The following is a 22,893-nucleotide window of genomic DNA, read 5'->3' as shown; positions in this document are numbered from 1 at the left end:
CACTTAAAACATGAATGGCGACGGCGGCTCCGTGAGGCTGAACCGTTGCCGGTTGAACCGAACCTTTTATTTTCAGGATGACACCGATGCGTCTTTTCTTTGTGCCTGCTCTGGCCGTTGCCTCTTTGCTGCTCGCTGGTTGCGCTTCGGCGCCGAATAACCCGAGCCTGACGTTGCAGACCAGCAAGACGCCTGCGCAGTACGCCGATTGTGTTGTGCCGAAGTTGCAGGGCAGTGCGTTGAACCCGACGGTTTCGCAGACTCAGCGCAGTTACCGGATTGTGGTACCGAGCAAGATTTCGGCTGACAACGTGCTTGAGGCTTATAAAGCCGGGAATGGCGGCAAGGTGTTTATCTACGAGCGTCATTTGTTGGCTTCGAATCTGTTGCCTTCGAGTTTTGAGCGGGCTGCGCAGGATTGCATCTGATTTCGGCTTTTGTACGTATTTGACTGAGCTCCTTTGGTTGGCCGCAACCAACCAATTTTTTGCCTCGCGGCCTTATGTGGTTGCGGGGCTTTTTTTTTGTTTGGGCTTGGCGGCCTTTGGGCCGACCAGGCTTTTGGGGTTTTTTGTGAATATCCGTTGCTTCGGGTGTTGCTGCTGGCGGTTTCGCCCTTACGGCGAGGCACTTTTTCCAGACGCCGAAAAAGTACCCAAAAAGGCTTGCCGCAACGTTCGGCCCGCTCGCTGGGGCTCGGGGTTCCTTCGCTCCGGGATCGATCCGGGCGCAGCGCCTACGGTTTGCTTCGCTGCACCTCCTCTCGCTGTGTTTGGCTGCGCCAAACGGTCGCTGCGCTCCCACCCCCGGATCAATCCCTCCGCTCAGCCTGCCGACGCGGCCGGTGAATCAAGATCAAAAGCTGCAGCCGAGCTAACGCTCATCCTGTTGAGTGGTGGAAGAGCGTGCGGTCGGCTTTGGGTTTTTGCTGGAGCCGATTTGTGGGCTTTTCAATGCCTGAGTTCGACTCGGTATTTCACGTCGGCGTATCTCTCACAATCACCTCGGTCAGTCCCCTCTCCCTCTGGGAGAGGGCTAGGGTGAGGGGCTTTTGATCTGATCTGCTGCCGAGCTTGAATTCAGCTCGATATTCCAGGTCGGCGTATTTCCCCTGAACAACTCGGTCAGTCCTCTCTCTTTGGGAGAGGGCCAGAGTGAGGGGTTTTTGATCTGGGCTATCGCGCAGCTGTACCATGCGGCTACTTCACATTGGCGAGCAGCGAAAATGGATTCTCACTCGATTCTGACCTTCACTTTGGTCGCGGCGATTGCCATTGCCAGCCCGGGGCCGGCGACTTTGATGGCGATCAACAATAGTCTCGCTCACGGGCAGCGCAGCACGATCTGGTCGTCGCTGGGCAATGCCAGTGGTTTGTTCTGCCTGTCGGCGGCGGCGATGTTGGGGTTGGGGGCGTTGCTGGCCAGTTCGGAAATTCTGTTTAACGCAGTGAAGATCGTCGGCGCCGGCTATCTGTTTTACCTCGGCGTCAAGCAGCTGTTCAAAAAGGGTCCGATGCTCCCGGAGGACGTCGAAGGGGAGGTGAGCAAGGTGCGGCCGACTCGCGGCAAGCTCTATAAGTCGGCGTTTCTGACGGCGGTGACCAACCCCAAGGCGACGATGTTTTTTACTGCGTTGTTTCCGCAGTTCATCGATCAGGGCGCCGCGCTGCTGCCGCAATTTCTGATCCTGACTTCGATTTTCATGGCGTTGTCGGTGTCGTCACTGAGCGTATACGCCGCGTTGGCTTCCCGCGCCAAGGGCGTGCTGACCCGGCCGGCCTTGTCGCGTTGGGTCAGTCGTGTGGTCGGTTCAACGTTCATCGGTTTTGGCGCGGCGATTCTGACGATGCGTCGGCAGACCGTTTAAACCCATTTGAACCGGGCCGGGAATCTCGCCACAAAGCAGGTGCCCGACTCGCTGTTTGAGGATACGCTCAAGGTGCCGTTGTGTGCCGTGGCGATCTGCGAGGCGATGTAAAGCCCCAGACCCAAGCCTTCGCAACGTTGCCCGGCTTCGGCGCGGGAGAACGGTTCGAACAGCAATGGCATCAGTTGTGCGGGAATCGGCGTGCCCTGATTGGTCAGCGAGAGGACAATTTCGTCGCGCTCGGCGTAAGCCTTGAAAATGATCGACGTGGCATTCGAACCGTGGGTGACAGCGTTCCCCAGCAGGTTGGAGAGCATTTGGCTGATGCGCAATGCATCGCAATAGACGCCCGCCGGCACATCCAGCTCCGCGATGAACGTCGCCTGCGGATGCGAGGCTTGCACCTCGGCAAGGGTCAGTTGCAGCGTGTGTTGCAAGTCGTCAACCAGCGTACGCTGCACGGGAATCCCGCCGCCCAGGCGTCCACGGGCAAAGTCGAGGATGTTTTCGATCAGCACGCCCATGCGTACCGAGCTGTTGCGGATCGCCGAAATCAGATTGAGTGAGCGCTTTTCTTCGGTTTTGCTTTCCAGCAGGTCAGCGCTCATGCGAATGGCACTCAGTGGTGTGCGCAGGTCATGCCCGAGCACGGCGATGAACTGCTCGCGCAGGCGGCCCAGCTCATTGGCGTTGCTCAGTTCGACCTTGGTTGCCTCAAGATGAGTTTGCGTGTCGAGGCTCATGGCAATCAGTTGGGCGAAGAGGGTGAGCGTCTTGGCGATAGCCGGTTCGTCCAGATTGGCGGGCACGGAGTCGATGGCGCAGAGGGTGCCGAAGAAGTCGCCATTGGCTTTGACGATGGGGATGGAGATGTAGCTCTCCAGTCCATAGGTTTTCGGTGTGTGGTGCAGGGAAAAGATCGGATGCGCGCTGGCGTGACCGAAAATCACCGGCTGCTGATGCTGGCGGATCTCATGGCAAATGGTCGACTCAAGCACCAGTTCGCCACCGGGTTTGAGCCCGAAATCAATCGAATCATCGACGGCGCAGGCCACCCAGTTTCGGTCAGTGACGCGGGCAACTGCAGCGAAACGCATGCCGGTGAGGTGCTTGACCATGCTCAGGATGACCGGCACAGCATCAATGCTGCGGATGGCGTCGATGTCGGGGATGAATGCCGGGTTGGTCATGGACGATGCTTCTTGAAGAGTTCGCTCAGAGACTATCTGTTATTGCTAGGCATGACTAATGCGGCAATCAAGAAAGAACATGGGCGCCACGGATTTCCCGGGCGCCCTTGTGTTTTATTGCCGGTGCGACTCAGAACTTGTACTTGGCCGTCAGCATATAACTGCGCGGGTTGCCGTAGTTGTCGTTGGAACCCCAGGTGACATTGGAGCCGATGGCGGAGTAGTAGACGCGGTCAAAGATGTTGTTCGCGTTGACTTGCAGATCCAGGTGTTTGTTGACTTCGTACCCGGCCATCAGGTCGGTGACCGCGTAGCCACCCTGTTCGAGGCGGTAGCTACCGTTATTGGCCAGGGCGACATCGTTGTACATGCGGCTCTGCCAGTAAACGTTGCCACCCACGCGCAGGTGTTGCAGCGGACCCTGGAAGCGGTACACGGTGGAGACCTTGAACAGATGTTCAGGTGTGTCGGTCTCGAAACGCTGATTGTTGTTGGCCGGGTTCTCATCCTTGATGTAGTGCGCGCGGGTGTAGGTGTAGCCGGCGCCGACCTGCCAGTTGTCGGTCAGGGCGCCTTGCAGTTCCATGTCCACGCCTTGGCTGCGCACCTTGCCCGATGATCCGTAGCAGGTCAGGACCGGGCAGCCGAACTGATTGTCGGCCAGGGTGGCGCGGCCGGTCTGGTCCATCTGGAACACCGCCAGACTGGCGTTGAGGGCGCCGTCGAAGTACTCGCCCTTGATGCCGACTTCGTAGTTTTCACCGACGATCGGTTCGAGCACTTTGCCGCCGAGGTCCTTCTGGGTCTGCGGGGTGAAGATATCGGTGTAACTGGCGTACACCGAGTAGTGGTCGTCGAGCTTGTAGATCAGGCCGGCATAGCGAGTGACGTTACGGGTGACTTTGTAATCGCCGTCGCCGGAGCGGTCATCGTAGTCATACCAATCGAGACGGCCGCCGAGGATCAGCGTCAGCGGGTCGGCCAGGCTCAGGCGGGTGGTCAGGTACACGGCGTCCTGAGTGGTGACGGTGCGGGTTTTGCCGTCCCGTACGAAGTCAGGCTTGGGTGCGCCAATCGGCCACGCGGTGGTGTACGGGTCGTATTCCTTGGTGGTCGCGTCATACACGCGGTTGCTGGCGCCGACGACCAGTTCGTGGCTGCGGCCGAACGCTTCGAACGGGCCACTGGCGAAAACGTCGAGCGAGCGCTGCTTGTCGGTGTGATGGGATTGATAGGCGGTGGTTTCCAGCGGGCCGGCGTAGCGCGACAGGTAAGTCCCGGAGAACTCGCCGTCGAGGGTCGAGGTCGAGCCGGCGACGTGCAGTTTCCAGTCGTTGTCGAAACGGTGCTCCACTTCACCGAACACGGTGTCGATTTGCAGCTTGCGGTTTTCCCAATCGGTGCCCGGATAGGTGGAGCGGGGCAGGTCGAGGTGATGGCCGTTGGTGCCGATCGGCAAGCCACCCCAGAAATAGTTGGTCTGTTCATTCTGCCGCGAGAAACCGAGGGTCGCGGTGGTGCTGTCGCTCAGGTCGGCTTCGCCGATGGCGTAGAACAAGCCATGATCGTTCTCTTCCTTGTCGCGGAAACTGTCGGCGCCCTGATAGGAGCTGACCACGCGGCCGCGCAAGGTGCCGCTTTCGTTCAACGGGCTGGACGCGTCGATCTCGCCACGGTAGTCATCCCAACTGCCAGCGGCGCCGGTGAGGGTCACGCGTTGATCGGCAGTCGGGCGTTTGCGCACCAGGTTGATCGCCGCCGAAGGATTGCCCGCACCGGTGACCAGACCGGTCGCGCCACGGACGATCTCGACGCGGTCGAACATCGCCAGGTTGGGTTGCACTGCCATCGAGAACGGCGAGTACGAACTCGGCAGGCCGTCGTACATGATGGTGTCGATGTCGAAACCGCGCGAGCTGTACGTCTGCCGACCCGGGCCGCTGGCCTGGCTGAGGAACAACCCCGGCGTGCCTTTCACCACGTCGTTGATGCTGGTCATGTTCTGGTCGTCCATCCGTTGACGGGTAATTACCGTCACCGCCTGAGGCGTTTCGCGCATGGTCAGCGACAGCTTGGTTGCCGTGCGCATCGGGCCGGTGGTGTAGGACTGGGTGTCTTCGGTAGTGCTGCTCATCTGGGTGGCACCGATTTCAGTGGCGTCCAGTTCCAGCGTGGCCGGGGCGGCACTTTCAGGCGAGGCGGGCGTTGCCTCATCGGCCAGCGCCGGTGTGACGCTGGCCATGCAAATGGCCAGCGCGAGCAGGTTAGGTGAACGGTTTGAGCGGCGGTGAATGGTGCGAAACGACATCAATCTGCTTCCCCAAATGATACGAAAACGAATCCAGTGCGAGTGCGTGTAGGAATTATTCGCATTAGTGTGTCAGATCATTCCGGGTGAAGAAAGCCGTTCGGCTCAGTTAGTTAATGAATTTTTCACAATTGACCGGAGGCTCTACCGCGAGGGATTGGCAGGGAAGTGGGGTTTTCGGGGGCGTGCGAGGGGTGAATCAAAGCGCAGCGGCCCGGCGCAAAAAAACTGCGCCGGCGCTGCTGATGGGGGACGCTCAGCGGATGAGCGTGAGGTGAAAAGGGCTCAGTTCAGATCTTCGGCCTGGTGCCGCTCGGGCACTTGAGTTGCCTCATCGCCCCACGTGCGATTGACGCGTTGCCCGCGAATGACGGCCGGCCGTTGGGCGATCTCCTCTGCCCAGCGCTGCACGTGCGTGTATTCGTGGGCCGCGAGAAACTCTGCGGCGGAATAGACATTGTTGCGCACCAGTTGCCCGTACCACGGCCAGACCGCGATGTCGGCGATGGTGTAACGGTCACCCGCCAGGTAAGTGCTTTCGGCCAGACGTCGATCAAGCACATCCAGTTGGCGCTTGGCTTCCATGGTGAAGCGGTTGATCGGGTATTCCATCTTCTCCGGCGCATAGGCGTAGAAATGCCCGAAACCGCCGCCCAGATACGGCGCCGAGCCCATCTGCCAGAACAGCCAGTTCAACGTTTCAGTGCGGCCGGCCGGGTCTTTCGGCAGGAAGGCGCCGAACTTTTCCGCCAGATACAGGAGGATCGAGCCCGATTCGAACACACGGATCGGCGGCTCGACGCTGCGATCCAGCAGCGCGGGGATTTTTGAGTTCGGATTGATCTCGACAAACCCGCTGGAAAACTGATCGCCCTCGCCAATGCGGATCAACCATGCATCGTACTCGGCAGCGCTGTGCCCCAGCGCCAGCAGCTCTTCGAGCAGAATGGTCACTTTGACGCCGTTGGGCGTGGCCAGCGAGTACAGCTGTAATGGATGCTTGCCGACCGGCAGGGTTTTGTCATGGGTCGGCCCGGCAGTCGGCCGATTGATGCTGGCGAACTGGCCGCCGGACGGTGCCTGGTTTTTCCAGACCTGGGGCGGAACGTATGGCGCTTTGCTCATGTAAGGGGCCTCATCGTTGGCAAGTGGGAAAAATACCTCGCTGATAATGGACAGGACACCACAGAACCCGCTGTGTATTCCAGAGGGCGATGGATTGAACGTCAAACGGTGAGCTCTGGCAGTCGTCAGCTCGATGGCGGTTTCGTCAGCGCCTGATTCGCCGTGTCATTCATCTTGTCTGCATGACGGATATCGCCGCAGAAAATATCCACGTTGCCATCGGTCGCTGCGGTGCGCACCACGATGGCGTACTCGCCGGTCAACAACGTCGACAGGCTGACCGGCGCGCTGCGCGAGAAGGCCCAGCCGCGCACCGGTTGGCGTTCGGTGGTGACTTTGTCGTTCATCGCGTAGGCCACTGGCCCGGGCTGCGCGCAACTGCCTTTGTAGACGAACGCGTACAGACGCAACGGCAGCGAGGCGCCGTTGGGTGCGCCACTGATGAAGAAGCTGAATCCGGTGTCCTTGCCCCAGTCGGCCAGCGTGACATTGCCGATTTGCCCGCTGTTTTGCCGGGTGGCGGTCAACGGCACGTTGGTCCCGGGGTTCGAAGAGCCCGCACAGCCGAACAGGCTGGCGGCCAAGAACACGACAGTGAGTTTTGCCGGTGTCATCGCTGGCCTCCTGAAAAACAAGAACTGCAACGAACCAGTTAAGCAGAAGAATTTAGCCGTCGTGCGACGCGGAAAACGCAGATTGGCGCTCGATTCCGGTTTCAGGCTCAGCGCTGTGGCCATTGATCCTTGATTTCAAACCACGGCGCCTTCGACGTGACTTCGACATGCTGCTGTTTTTCCGTGGTGAACGTCGTGTCGAGCGTGCCCAGCGCTACCGAAATCCAGTCGCTGTATTCACCCTGATTGCGTGCCCAGAACAGCGACGAGCCGCAGTGCGTGCAGAACTGGCGTTGCACCGATTCAGATGACTGATAGGACTTGACCTGGTCGGCGCCCTCGAGCAATTCCAGGTTCTGGCGCAGCACGCTGCCGTAGCTGGCGAATGCCGCGCCGTGGCTTTTGCGGCATTGGCTGCAGTGGCAGTGCGAAAGCGCTTTGGGCCGTGAGCGAATCTGGTATTTCACGGCGCCGCACAGGCAACTGCCCCGGAAGGTCTGAGGGGAGGGCGTCAGCATTATTATCGGGAGTCCTTGTAGGCCATGGCCGGTTTCAAATTGCCGGGTGATTGCTTCAGAAAGTCGCTGATCAGGGAAATCACTTGTTGTTGAATCACCGCGCGCGGACGACCGCCGACGCCATCGGTGCAGATGATGCTGTCGCCCGGCACATCCTCGTCAAGCATGGCCACGGCGCCAGGTTTGCAGATCGCCATGAACGTGAAGTGACTGGCATCGCTGATTTCGACGTAACGCGATGAGGTTTTCGGCAGGCGTTTGGCGAGGTCGACCGATTCCAGTTGCGCGGGCAGTTCTTTCGACGGTACGCCGGCGGCAATCACCAGAATCGGCACGGGATAGGTCGCAAGGCTGGCATCGGTCATCCCGCGCGACAGGCCCAGATCCAGAGAAACCACGGCGGTGACGCGCTGGTCACGCCAGTCTGCCGCCAACCGGGCTTTGGATTGCGCCGTGCTGTCGGGGTTTATCTGTTGGTAAACAGTGCAACTGGCCAACTGAGTGTGAGCCTTGCAGTCTTCGGCAAAACGCTCGGGATCGAAGCGTGCGCCGCCGGTTTCGAGCACTGTCCAGCCGCCGAGAGAGTGGCCGATAACGGCAATTCGATCCTTGGCCACCACGCCGAACTTATCCGGTTGTGCCGTCACCGCATCGATGGCGCGGCTCAGGTCGACCGGACGCTGCCACAACTGCGCCGCTGCTTGCGGGCTGCGATCGCGACTGGTGGTGCCGGGGTGGTTGACCGCTGCGACGATGTAACCCTGATGGGCCAGCGCACTGGCCAGCCACGTCTGGTTGATCCAGCTTCCACCGTTGCCGTGGGAAAGCACCACCAGTGGATGCGCGCCGCTGGCGACGGGGGCATCGAGCACCGCAGGAGCGCCGACGAAGACCGGGTTGTCGCCGAACAGTCTGGTTGTCGTCGAGGTGGTCGCACTCGGGTACCAGACGACCATTTCCAGCGGGCGCTCGTTGCGCGGATCGGCCAGCGTGGCGTACTGGAAACCAATGGGTTGAGCGTCAGCGAATACGTGGCTGTTCAGGCAGAACAGAAGCAGTGCGCCGAGAGTCTTTTTCATTGTTGCAATCTTCCATGACGGGGCGATTTGGCGAGGTGGACTTTGACCGATTTCGCGTGCTTCAGCGAGCCCTGCGTCTTAAACATTTTCCAGCGGCCAGCGCGCGGCCAGTTGCGCGCTCAGATAATCCAGAAAGGCTTTGACCTTCGGCGTCATCGCCGCGCGTTCCTGTACGCAGGCGTAGATGTCCATCGGCTGGACGACGGAGTGGGACGCATCGCTGCGTCCAAACAGCGGCACCAGTTGCCCGCTGGCGAGATAAGGGGCTGCCACGAACTCCGCCAGTCGCGTAATCCCGGCGCCGTGGACAGCCATCTGCGCCAGCGCATCGATGTCATCACTGATGGCCGTGGCATTGATGGTGGCGTCGAAACGCTGACCGTCGCGGACAAAGCTCCAGCGCAGAAAGCGCCCGTCCAGGGGATAACGAAACGCCAGGCAGGCGTGGTTTTGCAGGTCATCGGGTGATTGCGGCCATCCAGCGCGCTGCAGATAGGCCGGCGCAGCGCACATGATGAAGGGCAGTGAAACGATCTTGCGCGCGACGATGCCGTCCTCCAGCTGCGGCTTGATCCGCAGGCTCAGATCGATGCCGTCCTGGATGTGGTTGATCTTGCCGTTGGTGGTCGAGAGCTCGATCAGCAGGCGCGGGTGCAGTGCACCGAAACTGGCGATCAGCGAGGCCAGCACATGGCGGCCGAACGCTGAGGTGGAGGCAATGCTCAGCCGGCCTTGCAGCTCGGTTTCATCGTGGCTGATCGAGCTTTGCGCGGCTTCCAGATCGGCAGCGATGCGCCGGACTTTCTCGTAGTACACCGCGCCGTTTTCGGTCAGCGCCATGCTGCGCGTGGTGCGTTGCAGCAGGCGTACGCCGAGGTGCGCTTCCAGTCGATTGATCGTCTGGCTGACCGCCGCTGCGCTGACGCCGAGAATCTTGGCCGCGCCGACTATCGAGCCGGCTTCGACCACTTTGATAAAACTGGCAATCGCCGCTAACAGATTCATCCATGTCCCGCTGAGGGTTGATTCGTAAGTTGTGCTTTATAAAGTACCTGCGGTTGAGCGTCTAGTTGCGCTGGGTCGGCTTTGCTAACGTGCGGTCTCCCTGTCAATGGATGGAAAAGCCATATGAATCAAAGAACCAACGCCGAAGCCTTGATCATCGGTCGCCGCAAGCTGGCACCGCGTGCCACGCCGTATGTGTTTGCGTTGTACATGGCGACGATCATGGCGTTTCTGATGTCGCTGGTGATCACTGCCGCCAACTCGGGCATTGATAACGACTACCTGAGTAATGCCTTGCACGCTTACAAGCTGGCGATGCCCGTGGCGTTTCTGTGCATCCTGGTCGTGCGGCCGATCGTGATCAAACTGGTGGCGTGGACGGTGCATCCGCATTGTTGAAAGGCCCCGTCTCAGCAGTGACTGTTCTGACGTCTTCGCGAGCAGGCTCGCTCCCACATTTAGACCGCGATTCCCTGTGGGGGCGAGCCTGCTCGCGAATGGCCTCACTGCCGACCCAGAGGTCTTATGGGGACCTCAGAAAAACTCGTCGAGCAACTGATAAAAGGCGATCCGCTGCTGATCCGGTTCCACACCATAGACCTCGAAAAACAGCGGCAGCCACTGCGCGCCGAGGTTGTCCGTGATGCTGTGGGCGGCCAACGCCAAATCCTGATAACGGTCAGCGACGCCCAGTCGTCCGCAGTCGACAAACCCGCTGAAGCGACCCTCGTCGGCGAGCAGATTGGGCAGGCATGCATCGCCATGAGTCACCACTAGATCTTCGTGCTCGGGGCGTGCGGCGAGCATCTGCTGGAACACGGCTTCGGCGGATTGGCCAATGCGCGAATCGTCGAAGTCCTCTTCATCGATCAATCCGGCGAGCAGGTGTTCGCGGGCCCGTGTGATCTTCTGCTCCAGACTGTGATCGAACGGGCAACTGTCGATCGCCACCGCGTGCAATGTGCGCAATGCCTGCGCCGCGAGCGCGACGATCTGCTCCGGCGAAAGGTGCTCGCTGCTGGCCAGATCCCGCCCCGCAATGGCGGTCATCAGCAGCCAGTTGCGATTGGCTTCAGTGGTGGTCTCGAGCACACGCGGCGCCGGCAAGTCCTGGCTCGCCAGCCAGCGCAAGCGCTGTACCTCACCGGGCAACTCGCCCCAAGTCATCACTTGTTCGGTTTTGACGAACTGCGGCGCCGCCCCGGCAGGTGTAATCCGCCATACATCAGCGCGCGACTCGCCAATGGTCTGCTGTTCAATGGCCGCAAGGGCAAATTGGCTGCGCCATGCTGCGGGGAACTCCATGTCTTTTGTCCTTGCGATTATCGAAGCGCGCATTGTGCCGCTCTGGCGGTTTGGTGCGCAAACAAGGATCGGTTCAGGGAAATCAATCGAAACTTCGCCGACAAGCCGACTGTCCAGACCCTTACACCTCCCGGCGGATGTTCCGTCGGGGCAGCTCCATGCAGCGGAGAAAGACGAGGATCAAGATGACGATGACCGTAGGAGACTTTCTGGTTGAGCGGCTCAGCCAATGGGGCGTTACGCGGATTTTTGGCTATCCGGGTGACGGCATCAACGGCGTGTTCGGCGCGCTCAGCCGGGCCAAGGGAAAAATCGAATTCATCCAGGCACGCCATGAAGAAATGGCCGCGTTCATGGCCTCGGCGCATGCCAAGTTCACTGGCGAGTTGGGTGTGTGCATCGCCACTTCCGGCCCCGGCGCTTCGCACCTGATCACCGGCCTCTACGATGCGCGCCTGGATCACATGCCGGTGCTGGCCATCGTCGGCCAGCAGGCGCGCACGGCGCTCGGCAGTCACTATCAGCAAGAGCTTGATCTGGTGTCGATGTTCAAGGATGTCGCCGGAGCATTCGTGCAACAAGCGTCAGCGCCTTCGCAGGTTCGGCATCTGCTCGACCGTGCAGTGCGCACCGCAGTCGGTGAGCGCCGGGTGACCGCGCTCATTCTGCCCAACGATTTGCAGGAGCTGAAATACGAAGCGCCGGCGCGCGAGCATGGCACCGCCCATTCCGGTGTCGGTTACACGAAACCGAAAGTAGTGCCGTACGACGCTGATCTGCAGCGCGCGGCCGACGTTTTGAACGCCGGAGAAAAGGTTGCGATCCTGGTCGGCGCCGGGGCATTGCAAGCGACTGATGAAGTCATTGCGGTGGCGGAAAAACTCGGCGCCGGCGTCGCCAAGGCCCTGTTGGGTAAAGCCGTGTTACCGGATGATCTGCCTTGGGTCACCGGCAGCATCGGCCTGCTCGGCACCGAACCGAGCTACAAGCTGATGAACGAATGCGACACCTTGCTGATGATTGGTTCAGGCTTTCCCTACGCGGAGTTTTTGCCCAAGGAAGGCCAGGCGCGCGGCGTGCAGATCGATTTGCAACCCGACATGCTCAGCCTGCGCTATCCGATGGAGGTCAATCTGGTCGGTGATTCGGCGGAAACCCTTGCCGCGTTGTTGCCGCTACTCGAACAGAAAACCTCAAACAAGTGGCGCAAGAAAATCGAAGGCTGGCGTGGTAGCTGGGAGAAAACCCTGGAAAAACGGGCGATGGCCAAAGCCGACCCGGTCAACCCGCAAAGGGTGGTGTATGAGCTGTCGCCGCGCCTGCCCGATAACGCAATCATCACCAGCGACTCCGGCTCGTGCGCCAACTGGTTTGCCCGTGACCTGAAAATCCGCCGTGGCATGCAGTGCTCATTATCCGGTGGCCTCGCGTCCATGGGCGCCGCTGTGCCTTATGCGATTGCCGCCAAGTTTGCTTATCCCCAGCGTTCGGTCATTGCGCTGGTGGGCGATGGCGCGATGCAGATGAACAACATGGCCGAATTGATCACCGTCGCCAAATACTGGCGGCAGTGGGCAAGTCCGAAATGGATCTGCGCGGTGTTCAACAACGAGGATCTCAATCAGGTCACGTGGGAGCAGCGGGTGATGGAGGGCGATCCAAAGTTCGAAGCTTCGCAAAGTATTCCCGACGTGCCTTATCACTTGTTTGCCATTTCCATCGGCCTGAAAGGCATTTTTGTCGATCGTGAAGAAGACGTCGCCGCTGCCTGGGAAAAGGCTCTGGCCTCGGAGGTGCCGGTGCTGATCGAGTTCAAGACTGACCCGAACGTGCCGCCGCTGCCGCCGCACATCAAACTTGAGCAGGCGAAGAAGTTCGCCACGACCTTGCTCAAGGGCGATCCGGATGAGGCCGGGGTGATCATGCAAACCGCGAAACAGGTGCTCGGCGCCGTGTTGCCCGGCAAAAAATAACCGGTTAATCGACAGACAACTGTAGGAGCTGCCGGAGGCTGCGATCTTTTGATCTTGATCTTTAAAAACAAAATCAAAAGATCGCAGCCTTCGGCAGCTCCTACAGGTCAGGAGGTGGACTTTTGATTTATGTGGGCTGCGCAGGCTGGAGTCTGGGGCGCGAGCATTGGCCGGCATTTGCGGCAGACGGTACGCACTTACAGCGCTACGCTTCGCGCCTCAACTGCGTGGAAATCAACAGCTCGTTCTACCGTCCGCATCGTCGACAAACCTATGAGCGTTGGGCCGATGGCGTACCGGAGGCTTTCCGCTTTTCTGTGAAAATACCCAAACACATCACCCATGAATTGCGCCTGGCGGGTTGCGAGGCGGCGCTGGATAAATTTCTGGCTGAATGCGGCGGTCTGGGCGAGCGCCTGGGTTGCCTGCTCGTGCAATTGCCGCCATCGCTGGCATTCGACGAAACCATCGCCGAAGCCTTCTTCGTGACATTGCGCCAGCGCTTCTGCGGCGCCGTGGTGCTTGAACCACGGCATACATCGTGGGTCAGCGCTGAGCCAATGCTGAAGACTTGTCAGATCGCCCAAGCGGCCGTCGATCCCTCGCGCATCAGCAGTGATGCTGCGCCCAGTGGCTGGGCGGGAACCCGATATTGGCGCCTGCACGGTTCACCGCGCATTTACCACAGCGCCTACGATGCACCTTACCTGCATAATCTCGCACAAGCCTTGCAGTCAGCGGCTGCAGCAGGTGCGGCGACCTGGTGCATTTTCGACAACACCGCCAGCGGCGCAGCACTGAGCAACGCTTTGACGCTGGCCACACTGACGGCCGATTGGGAGCAGATACGTGCGGCCGTGAAACTCAACCCGGCGAAGCAGCCCTCACCCTAGCCCTCTCCCAGAGGGAGAGGGGACTGATCGAGGTGTTTGTGCAAGTAACGCCGACCTGAAAGACTGAGGTGAACTCAAGCTCTGAAAAGCCTACAAATCGGCTTCCTTTCCCCTCGTGCCCGAGGGAGAGGGGACTGACCGAGGTGTTTGTGCAAGTAGCGCCGACTTGAAAGACCGAGTTGAACGCAAGATTTGAAGAGCACAAAAATCGGCTCCCTTTCCCCCTCGCCCCTGGGGGAGAGGGCTGGGGTGAGGGGGGAGATCCAGCAGACAGTTGCGATCGCCTGCAAACCACTAATTACCGTCGGCCACTTTGCGCTCGATCTCATCGATCTTGCGCTGCAGCGTCTCGGCGTCTTGCTCTTTCACTCTTGTGGACGAGGGCGTGATGATCTCATCCACGGCCTCTGTGTCATCATCCCTGTCTTCAAGATCACGCTCGACGACGTTCACCGGTTTGCCGGACGTATCAGTTGGCGGGGCGTTCGGGGTTTTATCGTTGCTGTTCATGTGGGTGACCTCCAGTGGTGTAAACATTGGAGGCAGGCAGTGCGGCAGGCGTTCGATATTTTTGCCGGATTGTGCCGAATGGCGCCCTCCCGCGGTGGAGAGGGCGCGCTGACAGTTTTCAGTCCTTGAGAATGTCGCGATCCTTGGTTTCCGGCAGGAAGAACGTGCCCAGTACCGCGGTCATGACTGCAATCACGATCGGATACCACAAGCCGTAGTAGATATCCCCCGTGGCCGCGACCATGGCGAAAGCCACCGTCGGCAGGAAGCCACCGAACCAGCCGTTGCCGATGTGATACGGCAGTGACATCGAGGTGTAGCGGATGCGGGTCGGGAACAGCTCGACCAGCCACGCCGCAATCGGCCCGTAGACCATGGTCACGTAGATCACCAGCACGGTGAGCAGGAGCAGCACCATCGGGTAGTTGGTTTTCGCCGGGTCGGCTTTCTCTGGATAACCGGCCTCTTTGAGCGCGGTGCCGAGGGTAGCGGTGAACGCGTCGTTGCGCGTCTTGAAGTCAGCGGCAGGCAGGGCACTGCCTTCGAAGCTCTCGACGACTTTGTCACCGATGCGCACTTGCGCGACGGTGCCCGGTTCGGCGATCACGTTCTCATAAGGGATCGCCCGTTTTGCCAAAAGGGTCTTCGCCAGATCGCAGGAACTGGTGAATTTGGCCTTGCCCACCGGGTCGAACTGGAACGAGCACTGGTCGGGGTTGGCGATGACTTTGACCGGGTTTTTCTCCTGAGCGATGAACACGTCGGGGTTACCGTACTGGGTCAGCGCATGGAAGATCGGGAAGTAGGTCAGCGCCGCCAGCATGCAGCCGACCATGATGATCGGCTTGCGCCCGATACGGTCAGAAAGACTCCCGAAAATCACGAAGAACGGCGTGCCGATCAGCAGCGAACCGGCGATCAACAGGTTGGCGGTCTGCGGGTCGATCTTCAGCGTTTGCAGCAAGAAGAACAGCGCGTAGAACTGCCCGGTGTACCAGACCACCGCTTGCCCGGCCGTACCGCCGAGCAGCGACATGATCACCACTTTTAGGTTGTCCCAGCGCGCGAAAGACTCGGTCAGTGGCGCTTTCGACGCCTTGCCTTCAGCCTTCATCTTCTGGAACACCGGTGACTCGCTCAGTTGCAGGCGGATGTACACCGAGACGATCAACAGCAGGATCGACAGCAGAAAAGGAATCCGCCAGCCCCACGCTTCGAAGGCTTCAGTGCCCAGTGCCGTGCGGCAGGCGAGAATCACCAGCAGCGACAGAAACAGGCCGAGGGTCGCAGTGGTTTGAATCCATGAAGTGAAAAAGCCGCGTCTGTTGCGGGGGGCGTGCTCGGCCACATACGTCGCTGCACCGCCGTACTCGCCACCTAGCGCCAGACCTTGCAGCAAGCGCAGGGTAATCAGGATGACCGGGGCAGCGACACCGATAGTCGCGTAGCCGGGCAAAATACCGACAATCGCTGTCGAGACACCCATGATGACGATGGTGATGAGAAACGTGTGCTTGCGCCCGATCATGTCGCCGAGCCGGCCGAACACAATCGCCCCGAACGGCCGCACCGCGAACCCCGCGGCAAACGCCAGCAGGGCAAAAATGAACGCGGTGGTTTCGTTGACGCCGGCGAAGAAGTGCTTGGCGATGATCGCCGCCAGTGAGCCGTAGAGGTAAAAGTCGTACCACTCGAAAACCGTGCCGAGCGAGGAGGCGAAGATGACCTTGCGCTCCTCCTTGGTGATGCCGCCGCTGCGCGGTGGACTGCCGGTGGAAGCTGTGTCGATTGTGGCCATGGGTGTTCTCCGTCGTGCTTATTGTTTTAGGCCGGAGTCCCCCGTTACCGCTTATCGCACTCTGGCCTTGTGGCAAATGCCGCAACTGCTCTCGCGTGAAACTTGCACAGTCTGACCGCCTCGCATGGCTGCGAGGTTTCCTGAAGCATAATCAGCTTTTGCCAGATATCCACTCGCCGGCCTGCACACTACGCCTTCACCCAGCGCTGCCGACTCCAGGCACTCAACCAGTCGACCACAAACACCAGCACCAGCATCGCCAGAATCACCGTGCTGGCCTGGGCTTCCTGAAACAGGCTGAGGCTTACATAGAGCATTTGCCCAAGCCCGCCGGCGCCGACAAAACCGAGCACACTGGCCATGCGGATGTTGTTTTCCCAGCGGTACAGAACGTAAGCGAGCAGCTGCGGCGCAAGGTTCGGCAAGGTGCCGTAGCAGAACGCGAGGAGTGGATTGCCGCCCTGCAAACGAATCGCATCGGCGGGTTGCGGCGGGGTATTCTCCAGCGCTTCGGCGAACAACCGCCCAAGTACGCCAGTGGTGTGCAGGGCGAGGGCGAGGGTGCCGGCGTTCGGGCCAAGGCCGGCGGCAAGCACCATCAGAGCCGCCCAGACCAGTTCCGGAATCGCCCGCAAGGCGTTGAGCAGCAGACGTGAAGCACTTTGCAGCGGCCAGCCAAAACGCCCGGCGGCGGGCAGGGCCAAAGCGATGCCGAAAACCGCCGCGAGCAGCGTGCCGAGGGCCGACATGGCCAGGGTTTCCATCGAGCCGTGCAATATTGCTTTGAGGTAATCCGCGCTCAGGTCCGGGCTGAGAAAACGCTGCACATAGGCGCCCATCTGCTTGAGACTGGTGGTGCTGCCCAGTTCGCCGAGATCCAGACCCAGATAGGCAAACGAGGCGATGACAGCCAGCGCGATGCCGGCAATCAGCAACAGGTTGATCAGCCGATTCATGTCAGCCTCCAGCGCAGCAAGCGGCTGAGTTGATCGGCGCCCAAAACCAGAATCAGAAAGCACAGCAAAATACTGGCGACTTCACCACCGGCGAACATGCGAATTGACAGGTCAATCTGCTGCCCCAAACCTCCGGCGCCGACAAATCCCATCACCACTGACGCGCGGATCGCGCATTCCCAACGATAAACCGTGTAGGAAAGCAGTTCCCCCGCGACATTGGGCAACGTACCGTAAGCAAACGCTGCCAGTCGACCACTGCCGGCCTGCAACAACGCGTGCGCCGGACGCTGATCGGTCGATTCGAAAATCTCCGCGTAGACTTTGCCGAGCATGCCGCTGTAGGTAATGGCGATGGCCAGCACACCGGCTGCCGGTCCCAACCCTACGGCGCGCACGAACAGCAGCGCCCAGACGATTTCCGGCACGCTGCGCAGAAAAATCAACATCCCGCGCACCGGCCAGCGCAACAGACGCCCCAGTCGGCTTGGCACGCCACCGCGTGAGGCGGCGGATAGCGACAGCGCCCGGCTGGCGATCAGGCCGGCCGGTATTGCCAATAACAGCGCCAATGCCATGCCGGCGGTGGCGATGGCCAAGGTTTGCAGAGTCGCTTTCAACAGTAACTGAAGAAACTCCCCGTCGTGCGCCGGTGGCCAGAATTGCGCGACAAAACGGCCCATTTCATTCTGGCTGTCGGGCAGTAACACGCCCAGATTCAATTCACTGAGCTGAATGCCCGGCCACAACAAGGCAATCGCCAGCAGCGTCAGTAGCAGTCGTGGCCCCGCCGCTGGATCGCGTGAATCAGCCTTCAGCATCGTGGAATCTGCACAGTCAGAGGCGCCACCGCAGCGGTCGGCGATTGCAGTTTTTCGTTGGCGTACAGCGCATCGAGCATCTCGTGGCTGACTTGCCCGGAAGGGCTGTCGAACAGAATCTGCCCGTCACGCAAACCGATGATCCGTGGAAAGTGCGACAACGCCAGATCCACCGCGTGCAGGCTCGCCACCAGCGTGACGTTATGTTCGCGGGCATGGCGCGAGAGGATCGACAGCGTGTGCCCGGCCATCACCGGGTCCATCGCCGACACCGGTTCGTCGGCCAGCAGAATCTCCGGCGCCTGATACAACACGCGGGCAATGCCGACGCGCTGCAACTGGCCGCCGGACAATTGCTGGCAATGGGCGAAGAGTTTGTCGCCCAGATCCAGCCGCGCCAGCGCCGCGCGCGCACCTGCTACATCCAGCGGATGCAACAGGTTCAGAAGACTTTTACCCAGACTCCATTGGCCGAGCTTGCCGGCCAGCACCGCCGTGACCACGCGCTGACGCGGTGGCAGCGGCGGTGCCTGATGCACCAGACCAATCCGCGCGCGCAGACGTTGACGCTGGCGGGCGGACAAGTGCCAGGCGCGTTCGCCGAGCACTTCGATCTCACCACTGCTGGGCCGCAGTGCGGTGGCCAGCAGGTTGAGCAAACTCGATTTACCGGCCCCGGACGGGCCAATGATGGCGACCTGTTCGCCAACGCCAATCTGCAAGTCGACATCGCGCAGGGCGTCGACTCCATTGGCGTGGCGCAGGCTGCCGTGTTTGAGGCGTAGGGTCATTTCAGCAGTTCGGCGGCGCGGGCGGCTTCCTCGATGCCCTTGTAGTTCTCGGGCTTGGTGTCGATGAAACGGCTGGCGGCTTGCAGATCAAGAATCTTCTTTTGCTCAGGGTTGGCCGGGTCCAGGTCAAGGAAGGCTTTTTTGATCTTCGCCGCGAGCGCTGGGTCGAGGGTGCCGCGCACGGTCCAGTTGTAATCAAAGTAGGTCGGCGTGGTGGCGAAGACTTTGACCTTGTTGGTGTCGACCTTGCCGGCATCCACCAGCTTCTGCCAGACACTGGCGTTCAGCACACCGGCATCGACCTTGCCGGCCTGCACCCAGGCCACGGTGGCGTCGTGCGCGCCGGAGTAGGCGACGCGGCTGAAATAACCTTCAGGTTTGATGTTGTCGTTTTTCAGCATGAAGTAACGCGGCATCAGGCTGCCGGAGGTCGACGACACCGAACCGAAGGCGAAGGTCTTGCCCTTGAGGTCGGCGAGGCTATGTACGTTCGGGTCGGCGGTGATGAATTTGCTGGTGAACTGCGCGTCCTGCTCGCGCTGAACCAGCGGAATGACTGGCGTCGTTGCGTCAGTCTTCAAACGCGCCTGCACAAAGGTAAAACCGCCGAGCCAGGCCATGTCGAGGCGATCGGTCGCGAGGGCTTCAACCACTGCCGGGTAGTCGGCCACTGGCACGAACTGCACTTTCATGCCCAGTTGTTGTTCCAGATACGCGCCAAGCGGTTCGAACTTGCGCAGCAGTTCGGTCGGCGCTTCATCGGGAATCGCGCTGACGCGCAGAACGTCGGCGGCCTGAGCCATGAATGCAGAAAAGGACAGGGCCAGGCCGGCGGTCAGTGCCAGTGTTCGTTTGAGCATGGAATTCTCCGTTTCGTGAGCGTCAAAAAGTGTGAAGTGCTGAACCAGGGCGCTACGTGAGGGTAGACGAATCGGCGTGGTTATACGTATTCCCACGCGCAAAGGCCAGCGCCATCGGGGCTGCAGTGGTCAAAAACGTTCGTCGAGTATCGCCGGGAGCGTGAGCTCTTTGACGTAGCTGGCCGAGGACAGACTCAGGATCATGCGCACCACGTCGACGACATCGTGCACGGGAATCAATTGACCCTCGCCACGTTGCGACGCCAAATCCCGCGGCGTGCTCAGCAGGTCTTCGGTGTTCAGATAACCAAGATTAAGGCTGGTGACTGCCAGACGCTGATGCCGGTAGCCTTCGCGCAACGTTTCGGCGATCCCGCGCAGGGCGAATTTCGAGGCGCCGAAAGCGACTTCCGGGCGTCCGCTTTGCGGCAGGCCCGAGGTTGATCCGGTGAGGATGATTCTGGGATGGGCGCTTTTCAGCAGGAGGGGAAGCAGGCGTTTGATCAACAGGATCGTTGAGCTGATGTTGCAACTGACGATGGCTTGCAATTCGTCGTCCGGACTGTCGAGAAAGTCATAGGCTGGATCGAAAGCCGACTCTTCCCAGATGCCAAGGTTGTAGATCAGCGTATCCAGCCCATTGTCGACCACCGCCTGCTCGATGGTATGCGCGGCTTTGGCCGGGTTCATCAGATCGGCTTCCACCCAGCGTACTGGACGCTCTGCCTCGAACATCAAACCTTCGGGACGCGTGCGGGACACACCAATCAGCGTGTCTCCCGCGTTACCCAAACCTTCGATAAAAGCTCGGCCCAAGCCTTTACTGGCACCCACCACCAAAATGTTCATCGATCCTCTCCCTGATCTGAATGCTGATGTGGGACAGCATGCAAACAGACGACCTCTGAAATGGCAAACGAATGGGTGTGTCCGGATATTTACGGCAACCTGGCAATCACCTTGATCTCGAAATCAAACCCATACAGCCAGGTCACGCCAACCGCCGTCACCGTCGGATGCGGTGCCTCGCCCCAGAACTCGGTCAGCACCACATCCCAGATCGTCTCGAATTTCGACTGGGGGTCAACGATAAACACGGTGACATCGACCACGTCATCGAAGCTGGCACCGGCCTCTGCAAGGATTGCATTGAGGTTGGTGAAAGCCTGACGCACCTGGTTTTTCAGATCCGGCTCTGGCGTGCCGTCCTCGGTGCTGCCGACCTGTCCCGAGACAAACAGAAAACCGTTGGAGCGAATGGCTGGCGAATAGCGATGGCGTTCGTAAAGTGTGCGGCGTGCGGGTGGGAAAACAACGTCGCGCTGAGTCATGGGGGGTGTCTCCTTCATTTGAGTTGATGGAGCCACTGTAGGTATTTGCAGGCGGGCGATAAACGCGCAAGCTTGGCGTTCACTGTTTGTGAAATCCAAACAATCGAGGGCGCACCTTGGACCGTTTTGACGCAATGCAAGCCTTCGCCCGGGTGGTCGAGGCGGGGAGTTTCACCAAAGCGGCGGAAACCTTGCACATGAGCAAAACCACCGTGACGCAACTGGTTCAGCAGTTGGAGGCACGGCTGCGAGTCAAGTTGCTTAACCGCACTACGCGCAAGGTCAACGTCACCAACGACGGCGCGGTTTATTACGAGCGAGTGATCAAGTTGCTGGCCGATATGGACGACGCCGAAACCAGCCTGCCCGGCGCGGCGGCGTTGCCCAAGGGACGGTTGCGCGTGGACGTGCCGAGCCCGCTGGCGCGGTTGATTCTGGTGCCGGCCCTGCCTGAGTTTCACGCGCGTTATCCGGATGTCCAGATCGACATGGGCGTCAGCGACCGCATCGTCGACATCATTGATGAGAATGTCGACTGCGTGGTGCGTGGCGGCGAACTGATGGACCTGTCGCTGATGGCGCGCAAGGTCGCCGATCTGCAGTTGGGTGTATTCGCCGCACCGCACTATCTGGCACGCGCGGGCACACCTGCGCATCCAAGGGAACTGGAAGACAGCCATCATCGCGTGGTCGGTTTCCTCTGGGCACGCACCGGCAAACCGGTGCCGTATGCCTTGCACAACGCCAGTGAAAACCTGCAAATCAAAGGACGCCACGTGCTCGCCGTCGATGATGGTAATGCCTACCTCGCGGCAGGTCTGGCGGGCTTGGGTGTGCTGTGGCTGCCCAAATACATGTCTGCCGAACACGAGGCGCGCGGCGAACTGGTGCCGCTGTTCGCGGACTGGCAACTCGAGCCGATGCCGCTCTATGTGGCTTATCCGCCGAACCGGCATGTCAGCCTCAAGCTGCGTGTATTCATCGACTGGATTGTCGAGGTGATGGCGCAGCATGCACCGGTCATTGATCGGCCAGGTTATTGATCAGCCATTCACTGAAACTGCGCGCCAGCGGATCATGCTCACTGTCGCGGTGGGTCAACAGCGCCCAGTTCGGCCCGCGAATGGTGTTCTCGACCAAAGGTTGCAACAAGCCGTCAGCCCGCGCCTGACGGCTGAGCAGTTGACTGACCAGCGCAATGCCAAGCCCTGAACAGGCGGCGTCGAGCAGCAGCCCGGGATCGGAAAAATTCAATCCCTGATCCCGCTGACCGACGTCGATCCCGGCCTCGACCGCCCAATGACTCCAGTCCATTTCGCGCTCGCCATGCAAGGTGGTGCGCTCTGCTTGAGCGACTTGGAGCAGGCGCGGATGGCACGCCGGAAAGAGTCGGTCGGCGTGCAGCACGTTGAAGCTGCATTCGACCTGTGAACTGATGTCGTCGCGCACCGCCAGATCAATGGTCTGCGTGGCCATGTCCGGCACTTCATCGGTGCTGTAGATCCACAGATCAACCTCGGGATGCTGCGCGCGAAAATCCGCCAAGCGTGGCAGCAACCAATGCCGGGCAAACGCCGGGGTGGTGTTGAGCACCAGTTGGTTGGGTTTCTGATACTGGCCCAGACGCCGAATCCCCACCGCCAATTGCTGCAGCATCGCTTGCGTGGTGCTGAGCAAATCGTGGCCGGCATCGGTCAACGCCACGCTGCGACCGCTGCGGAAAAACAGCGGCTGGTCCAGGTACGTCTCAAGGCTGCGGATCTGCTGACTGATCGCCGACTGCGTGAGGCTCAACTCCTCGGCAGCCTTGTGAAAACTGCCGAGCCGGGCGGCGGCTTCGAAGCCACGCAGAGAGCTGAGCGGCGGCCAGTGTTTAAGCATATCGATAAGCTCCTCTAATCAGTTGTCCGCAAAATCCATCGTTTGTTTGCCGTTTTTATGGGTCGTAG

General features: G+C 60.2%; 23 protein-coding genes. 6 read left to right on the top strand and 17 right to left on the bottom strand.

Annotated elements, in window-relative coordinates:
- Positions 1-86: 86 nt before the first annotated feature.
- Positions 87-428 carry a hypothetical protein gene (locus tag U6037_RS16030; protein WP_150774748.1) on the top strand — a complete coding sequence of 114 codons (342 nt, stop codon included), beginning with the start codon at positions 87-89 and terminating at the stop codon, positions 426-428.
- Positions 429-1,225: 797 nt separating this feature from the next.
- Positions 1,226-1,867 (top strand): LysE family translocator, encoded by a 642-nt coding sequence (locus U6037_RS16025; RefSeq protein ID WP_322843675.1) that lies wholly within the window; start codon positions 1,226-1,228, stop codon positions 1,865-1,867.
- Here the strand turns inward: U6037_RS16025 and U6037_RS16020 are convergent.
- The 7 genes from U6037_RS16020 to U6037_RS15990 all read right to left on the bottom strand — a co-directional run bounded on the left by U6037_RS16020 (position 1,864) and on the right by U6037_RS15990 (position 9,706).
- On the bottom strand, positions 1,864-3,057 hold the full coding sequence (locus tag U6037_RS16020) for a GAF domain-containing sensor histidine kinase (RefSeq protein WP_322843674.1): 1,194 nt from the start codon (positions 3,055-3,057) through the stop codon (positions 1,864-1,866). The two genes, U6037_RS16025 and U6037_RS16020, sit on opposite strands and share 4 nt — an antisense overlap.
- Positions 3,058-3,187: 130 nt before the next feature.
- Positions 3,188-5,365 (bottom strand): TonB-dependent siderophore receptor, encoded by a 2,178-nt coding sequence (locus U6037_RS16015; protein WP_322843673.1) that lies wholly within the window; start codon positions 5,363-5,365, stop codon positions 3,188-3,190.
- 285 nt (positions 5,366-5,650) lie between these two features.
- Positions 5,651-6,490 carry a glutathione-dependent disulfide-bond oxidoreductase gene (yghU, locus tag U6037_RS16010; protein ID WP_322843672.1) on the bottom strand — a complete coding sequence of 280 codons (840 nt, stop codon included), beginning with the start codon at positions 6,488-6,490 and terminating at the stop codon, positions 5,651-5,653.
- Positions 6,491-6,615: 125 nt separating this feature from the next.
- The gene (locus U6037_RS16005) at positions 6,616-7,104 is read right to left on the bottom strand and encodes a hypothetical protein (protein WP_322843671.1); all 489 of its coding nucleotides are present in this window, start codon (positions 7,102-7,104) and stop codon (positions 6,616-6,618) included.
- A gap of 107 nt (positions 7,105-7,211) precedes the next feature.
- Positions 7,212-7,622 (bottom strand): GFA family protein, encoded by a 411-nt coding sequence (locus U6037_RS16000; RefSeq protein ID WP_242209010.1) that lies wholly within the window; start codon positions 7,620-7,622, stop codon positions 7,212-7,214.
- Positions 7,623-7,624: 2 nt separating this feature from the next.
- Positions 7,625-8,701, bottom strand: coding sequence for an alpha/beta hydrolase family protein (locus tag U6037_RS15995; RefSeq protein WP_322843670.1), 1,077 nt, complete (start codon positions 8,699-8,701; stop codon positions 7,625-7,627).
- Between the two features lie 78 nt (positions 8,702-8,779).
- The gene (locus U6037_RS15990) at positions 8,780-9,706 is read right to left on the bottom strand and encodes a LysR family transcriptional regulator (RefSeq protein WP_322843669.1); all 927 of its coding nucleotides are present in this window, start codon (positions 9,704-9,706) and stop codon (positions 8,780-8,782) included.
- Between the two features lie 123 nt (positions 9,707-9,829).
- Between U6037_RS15990 and U6037_RS15985 the strand changes: the two genes are divergently transcribed.
- A complete protein-coding gene (locus U6037_RS15985; RefSeq protein ID WP_127928222.1) occupies positions 9,830-10,105 on the top strand; it encodes a DUF2798 domain-containing protein in 276 nt (91 codons plus the stop codon).
- A 135-nt stretch (positions 10,106-10,240) separates the two neighbouring features.
- On the opposite strand, the gene U6037_RS15980 is transcribed toward U6037_RS15985, so the two are convergent.
- On the bottom strand, positions 10,241-11,011 hold the full coding sequence (locus tag U6037_RS15980; RefSeq protein WP_322843668.1) for an APH(3')-II family aminoglycoside O-phosphotransferase: 771 nt from the start codon (positions 11,009-11,011) through the stop codon (positions 10,241-10,243).
- Positions 11,012-11,196: 185 nt separating this feature from the next.
- Between U6037_RS15980 and U6037_RS15975 the strand changes: the two genes are divergently transcribed.
- Entirely contained in the window at positions 11,197-12,984 is a 1,788-nt protein-coding gene (locus tag U6037_RS15975) for a thiamine pyrophosphate-requiring protein (RefSeq protein ID WP_322843667.1), read from the top strand.
- 122 nt (positions 12,985-13,106) lie between these two features.
- Positions 13,107-13,877 carry a DUF72 domain-containing protein gene (locus U6037_RS15970; RefSeq protein WP_322843666.1) on the top strand — a complete coding sequence of 257 codons (771 nt, stop codon included), beginning with the start codon at positions 13,107-13,109 and terminating at the stop codon, positions 13,875-13,877.
- A 294-nt stretch (positions 13,878-14,171) separates the two neighbouring features.
- Here the strand turns inward: U6037_RS15970 and U6037_RS15965 are convergent, their stop codons facing one another.
- From U6037_RS15965 to U6037_RS15930, 8 genes are all read right to left on the bottom strand, one after another.
- Positions 14,172-14,387 (bottom strand): hypothetical protein, encoded by a 216-nt coding sequence (locus U6037_RS15965; RefSeq protein ID WP_322843665.1) that lies wholly within the window; start codon positions 14,385-14,387, stop codon positions 14,172-14,174.
- 118 nt (positions 14,388-14,505) lie between these two features.
- On the bottom strand, positions 14,506-16,185 hold the full coding sequence (locus tag U6037_RS15960; RefSeq protein ID WP_322843664.1) for an MFS transporter: 1,680 nt from the start codon (positions 16,183-16,185) through the stop codon (positions 14,506-14,508).
- A 188-nt stretch (positions 16,186-16,373) separates the two neighbouring features.
- A complete protein-coding gene (gene phnE / locus U6037_RS15955; RefSeq protein ID WP_322843663.1) occupies positions 16,374-17,141 on the bottom strand; it encodes a phosphonate ABC transporter, permease protein PhnE in 768 nt (255 codons plus the stop codon).
- Positions 17,138-17,962: a PhnE/PtxC family ABC transporter permease gene (locus U6037_RS15950; protein WP_322843662.1), complete on the bottom strand. Its 825-nt coding sequence runs from the start codon at positions 17,960-17,962 to the stop codon at positions 17,138-17,140. Before U6037_RS15950 ends, phnE begins: the two co-directional genes overlap by 4 nt.
- Positions 17,956-18,753: a phosphonate ABC transporter ATP-binding protein gene (locus tag U6037_RS15945; RefSeq protein ID WP_322843661.1), complete on the bottom strand. Its 798-nt coding sequence runs from the start codon at positions 18,751-18,753 to the stop codon at positions 17,956-17,958. Before U6037_RS15945 ends, U6037_RS15950 begins: the two co-directional genes overlap by 7 nt.
- On the bottom strand, positions 18,750-19,613 hold the full coding sequence (locus tag U6037_RS15940) for a putative selenate ABC transporter substrate-binding protein (RefSeq protein ID WP_220558788.1): 864 nt from the start codon (positions 19,611-19,613) through the stop codon (positions 18,750-18,752). Before U6037_RS15940 ends, U6037_RS15945 begins: the two co-directional genes overlap by 4 nt.
- Before the next feature lie 129 nt (positions 19,614-19,742).
- Positions 19,743-20,462 (bottom strand): SDR family oxidoreductase, encoded by a 720-nt coding sequence (locus U6037_RS15935; protein WP_322843660.1) that lies wholly within the window; start codon positions 20,460-20,462, stop codon positions 19,743-19,745.
- Positions 20,463-20,551: 89 nt separating this feature from the next.
- The gene (locus tag U6037_RS15930; protein ID WP_322843659.1) at positions 20,552-20,944 is read right to left on the bottom strand and encodes a RidA family protein; all 393 of its coding nucleotides are present in this window, start codon (positions 20,942-20,944) and stop codon (positions 20,552-20,554) included.
- Between the two features lie 116 nt (positions 20,945-21,060).
- On the opposite strand from U6037_RS15930, the gene U6037_RS15925 reads away from it, so the two are divergent.
- Positions 21,061-21,987: a LysR family transcriptional regulator gene (locus U6037_RS15925; RefSeq protein WP_322843658.1), complete on the top strand. Its 927-nt coding sequence runs from the start codon at positions 21,061-21,063 to the stop codon at positions 21,985-21,987.
- On the opposite strand, the gene U6037_RS15920 is transcribed toward U6037_RS15925, so the two are convergent.
- A complete protein-coding gene (locus U6037_RS15920) occupies positions 21,965-22,825 on the bottom strand; it encodes a LysR substrate-binding domain-containing protein (protein ID WP_322843657.1) in 861 nt (286 codons plus the stop codon). The genes U6037_RS15925 and U6037_RS15920 overlap by 23 nt on opposite strands.
- Positions 22,826-22,893 lie beyond the last annotated feature (68 nt).

The sequence above is a fragment of the Pseudomonas sp. B33.4 genome (genome assembly GCF_034555375.1).
Taxonomy (GTDB): Bacteria; Pseudomonadota; Gammaproteobacteria; order Pseudomonadales; family Pseudomonadaceae; genus Aquipseudomonas.
The sequence above is the reverse complement of the archived record's forward strand: the minus strand, read 5'-3'. Positions and strand labels throughout refer to the sequence as shown.